Source organism: Bathymodiolus azoricus thioautotrophic gill symbiont, assembly GCF_001298715.1.
Taxonomy (GTDB): Bacteria; Pseudomonadota; Gammaproteobacteria; order PS1; family Pseudothioglobaceae; genus Thiodubiliella.
The window spans coordinates 1-4,343 of record NZ_CDSC02000111.1 but is presented as its reverse complement, the minus strand read 5'-3'; the positions used below and the strand labels follow the sequence as shown (position 1 = coordinate 4,343).

7 protein-coding genes are annotated in these 4,343 nt (G+C 33.9%); all 7 read left to right on the top strand.

The features are described from left to right. Positions 1-87: 87 nt before the first annotated feature. The 7 genes from ppk2 (BAZSYMA_RS02185) (at position 88) to BAZSYMA_RS02155 (ending at position 4,331) form a co-directional block, all read left to right on the top strand. On the top strand, positions 88-879 hold the full coding sequence (gene ppk2 / locus BAZSYMA_RS02185; protein WP_090715164.1) for a polyphosphate kinase 2: 792 nt from the start codon (positions 88-90) through the stop codon (positions 877-879). A gap of 11 nt (positions 880-890) precedes the next feature. Continuing rightward, positions 891-1,733: a polyphosphate kinase 2 gene (gene ppk2 / locus BAZSYMA_RS02180; protein ID WP_090715161.1), complete on the top strand. Its 843-nt coding sequence runs from the start codon at positions 891-893 to the stop codon at positions 1,731-1,733. Next, positions 1,711-2,139 carry an NUDIX domain-containing protein gene (locus BAZSYMA_RS02175; RefSeq protein ID WP_195910054.1) on the top strand — a complete coding sequence of 143 codons (429 nt, stop codon included), beginning with the start codon at positions 1,711-1,713 and terminating at the stop codon, positions 2,137-2,139. The genes ppk2 (BAZSYMA_RS02180) and BAZSYMA_RS02175 overlap by 23 nt, the downstream gene beginning before the upstream one ends. Before the next feature lie 140 nt (positions 2,140-2,279). Continuing rightward, complete coding sequence (gene nadD / locus BAZSYMA_RS02170; RefSeq protein WP_090715155.1) at positions 2,280-2,840, top strand: nicotinate (nicotinamide) nucleotide adenylyltransferase; 561 nt, start codon at positions 2,280-2,282, stop codon at positions 2,838-2,840. After that, entirely contained in the window at positions 2,837-3,166 is a 330-nt protein-coding gene (gene rsfS, locus BAZSYMA_RS02165; protein WP_090715152.1) for a ribosome silencing factor, read from the top strand. Before nadD ends, rsfS begins: the two co-directional genes overlap by 4 nt. Then, complete coding sequence (gene rlmH, locus BAZSYMA_RS02160) at positions 3,163-3,630, top strand: 23S rRNA (pseudouridine(1915)-N(3))-methyltransferase RlmH (protein WP_090715149.1); 468 nt, start codon at positions 3,163-3,165, stop codon at positions 3,628-3,630. The genes rsfS and rlmH overlap by 4 nt, the downstream gene beginning before the upstream one ends. 41 nt (positions 3,631-3,671) lie before the next feature. Beyond that, the gene (locus BAZSYMA_RS02155; protein WP_090715146.1) at positions 3,672-4,331 is read left to right on the top strand and encodes a glutathione S-transferase family protein; all 660 of its coding nucleotides are present in this window, start codon (positions 3,672-3,674) and stop codon (positions 4,329-4,331) included. The last annotated feature ends 12 nt before the right edge of the window (positions 4,332-4,343 follow it).

Sequence of the window (4,343 nt, the reverse complement as noted above, 5' to 3'; positions counted from 1 at the left end):
TGATATAATTTCAAGTTATATTACTCATTTTTTTTACAGACCTATGCTTTCTAAAAAAGATTTCAAACTAATTCACAACAGAGAAGAATTAAAAAAAACTTAGCCAGTAAAGATATTTCTTTTGAAAGCGCACTCAAAAATTATAACTATGAAAAAGAATTAGTATTTTTACAAATTGAGTTAAATAAATTACAATCACGGATAGAGCAAAACAACAAACGCGTTATTGTTATTATGGAAGGTCGTGATGCAGCAGGAAAAGGTGGGTCTATCCGTCGTTTTTTAGAGCATATGAATCCTCGTTCTTCTAGATTAGTGGCACTTAATAAGCCAACTGATGTTGAGCAAAATCAATGGTACCTTCAACGCTATATTAAACAATTGGCCAATGCAGGTGAATTTGTTATATTTGACCGCAGTTGGTATAACAGAGCAGTTGTTGAACCTGTTATGGGTTTTTGCACTAAAAATCAATATAAAAAACACATTCGTCAAGTGCCAGAGTTTGAACACATGTTGTATGAAGATGGTGTGCATGTTATAAAAATATGGTTTTCAATTACAAAGGATGAGCAACTAAAGCGCTTTGAATCAAGAATGACCGATAACTTGAAAAAATGGAAATTAAGTCCTGTTGATATAGAGGGGCAAAAAATGTGGGATATTTATACCAAGTATAAAGAACAAATGTTCAATAAAACACATACTTCTTTCTGCCCCTGGACTATCATACAAACCAATGACAAAAAAACTGCTAGATTAGAGTCTATTCGACATGTATTATCACAATTTGACTATGATGATAAAATTAAAACCAAGCGTATAGCTACTGACCCTAATATAGTGATTCGTTATAATCGCTCTATACTTGCAGATTAACTTAGAAAGCCATGAATACAATTAAATTAGAAAATAAAATAATTAAAACTAAATATAACTCTTTTGATGAGTTAAATGAAGATGACTTAAAACTATTAAACAGTAAAAAAGGCGTTAAATATTTAATAAAGCAAGATGAAATAAATATGAGTGCTATCAATAAAGTTTTAAGACAAATACATTATGAATTGCAACTATCAGAATTACAAGTAGAATTAATTAAACTGCAAAAAGATGTCATTAAAAAAGGCAAACGAATGGTTATTTTATTTGAAGGTCGTGATACAGCAGGTAAAGGTGGGGCTATTCGTCGTTTTATGGAGCATATAAATCCAAGACATGCTACAGAGATAGCCCTACCCAAACCAACAGAAGGTGAAAAAAAATCTTGGTATCTTCAAAGATACATTAAGAATTTACCAGAACCAGGGAATATAGTATTTTTTAACCGTAGTTGGTACAATCGTGCAATAGTTGAGCCTGTCAATGGTTTTTGCACAAACGCAGAGTATGAAAAATTTATGCAAGAAGTAATAGACTTTGAAAATATGTTGATAAAAGATGACATTCATTTGATTAAATTTTATTTTTCCATTTCTAAATCAGAGCAACAAGAACGCCTTGAATTGATAAAAAATAATCCTCTGAAGCTATGGAAAGTATCTAATGTGGACAAAAGAGCTATTGAACTTTGGGATAAATATTCTGAATATAAAAATAAAATGTTTGAACAAACAGCAACTAAAAATAATCCATGGGTAATATTAAACTCTAACTCAAAGATGTCGGCTAGAATTAATGCTATTAATTATGTATTATCTAAAACAGATTATGATAAAAATCAAGACAGTTAAGTGCTCTGGCGGTTTGGTGATCTGCAAAGGCTTGGTTTTATTAATATATAAAAATGGTCGATGGGATTTACCTAAAGGTGGCATACAAGATAATTATACAAAAAAAGATAACGCCCTTAAAGAGGTTTCCGAAGAAACTGGATTGGATAAAAAAAAATTAAGTATAAAGCAAATTCTACCCAGTACTTATTATCATAAAAAGACATTATCTCAAAAATATAAAAAAAAAATATATTGGTATGAAATGTCGTATGAAGGTAATTTAGCAGATACAACACCACAAACAAAAGAAGATATTTATGGTTGTGTTTGGTTTACACCAAAACAATTGTTGACCCAATTAGAAAACACCAAAGAACAAATAAGATATGTTATAGATTTTTGGCTTCAAGATCAAAAAGAATGAAAACAACTATTTGAGACCTTTACATAAATTAGAAATAATCATCAAAAACCCACTTTTCGCCCACTTGAAAAAATTTAAATCCAGCCTTAGCCCTAAATGTATATACTATCATTTTTAAGCAACTAATGGAATCCATATAAATGTCCGCAATCGGTTTTTTTGGCGGGTCATTTGACCCAGTACATTACGGACATTTAAAAACGGCTTGTGCGGTTAAAAAATTGTTAAGATTGGAGCAACTTTTTTTAATGCCTTGTAAGGCGCCTGTGCATAAAAACGCCTTGCAGTTTTCTAATCAGCAACGCCTTGATATGCTAAATTTGGCAATCACTGAGTTTGATGCGCTACAACTTGATCGCCGTGAAATTGACCGACAAAGTGCGTCCTATACCATTGACACACTCAAACAAATTAAAATAGATTACCCAAACAAAAAGATTTTTTTAATTATGGGCGAGGACAGTTTTAACACATTGTCAACTTGGAAAAGTGCTCAGCAATTTAGCCATTATGTACAATTGGTGGTATTGCCCAGATTATCTGAGGCACAGGGATCAGTCTCTCACACGGGATGGCAGTATTTTGCCAAAACGCCGTTAGTTAATATTTCATCAACACAAATTAGAAGTAAAATACACAATCAGGAAAATTTATCAGGTTTATTGCCTGAAAGCATTATTAAATATATTGAGACCTTATGAATTTAACACAACAACTAAAAGCAGTTACCGACATTATTGACGAACTTAAGGGGGAAAATGTGGTTACGCTCAAAGTTTTGCAACAAAGTGCAGACATTGAGGCAATTGTCATTGCCACAGGTCGATCCACACAACATGTGCGAGGTATTGCCAATAATATCAAAATCGAGGCAAAGCGTTTAGGGATGAAAGTTGTGGGCATTGAGGGTGCAGAAACAGGGCATTGGATGTTGATTGATTTGGCGGAAGTAGTGGTGCATGTGATGACTGAAAAAACCAGGGAGTTTTATAAGTTAGAAAAATTATGGTCGGGAACGAACGAGTGAAAATTAACTTAATTGCTATTGGTAAAAAGATGCCTGATTGGATACAAACAGGGATAACACATTATCAAAAACAATTGCCCCGTGAACTCAACTTTACTTTAACCACGCCAGAAGCACAAAAACGCAAGGGGAAAAATATTGAACAAATCAAAGAACTTGAAGGTGAACTACTGATAAAGGCCAGCGCCAGTGCAAATTTAATCGTTGCCTTTGACGAACACGGCAAGCAACACAGCACTAAAGAAATCGCCAAGGCAATGAAAGATTGGCAACAAAATGGTGACAGTGTGGCGTTGTTAATTGGTGGCGCTGATGGTTTAAGCAATACCATTAAGCAACAAGCCCACCAATTATGGGGATTGTCAAACCTAACTTTACCCCATTCAATAGCACGATTATTGGCAGTAGAGCAAATCTATCGCGCCCATTCGTTATTAACCAACCATCCTTACCATCGAGAATAACCTGAGGAAGGCCTTGCCTTCCTCACTACAAGGAGAGAAAAATGAAATTAGAACTGATTAGCTTCAAACTTTGTCCATTTGCACAACGGGCACTCATATCGTTAAATGTACAAAAAATTGACTTTAAAATGACTTACATTAACCCCATGGATCCACCCGATTGGTTTAAAGAAATCTCCCCCACTGGACAAGTGCCATTACTTAAAGTTGACGATCAAGTTATTTTTGAATCCTTAGTCATCACTGAATTTATCGAAGAAATAAGTGCGTGTAGTTTCCATCCAAAAGAGGTGGTTCAAAGAGCAAATAATCGATCTTGGATTATATATTCTGGAGAAATTCTAGGAGATATATTCGGCATAATCACAGGTGAGGAAGCAAAATTTCACACTTCAAAAAAAGCATTATTTGACAAATTAACCAAAATTGAAGCCATAAAAAACCAAGAAAAATTCTTCAATGGCGAGGAATTCAATATGATTGACGCTGCTTTTGCACCCATTTTTATGCGTTTGTCTTGGATTAATGAATTTACCAATAACGCCTTATCTATCACAGAATTTAAACATTTAAGTGCTTGGAGTAAGGCAATTTTGGCACTCGATGTGGTTAAAAACTCTATGGCTGATGGGCTGGATGATGTCTATTACTCAAATATTGAAGCACGCGAAGGCTATCTTTCAACCTTATTAATTGATTAACACGGATATTAA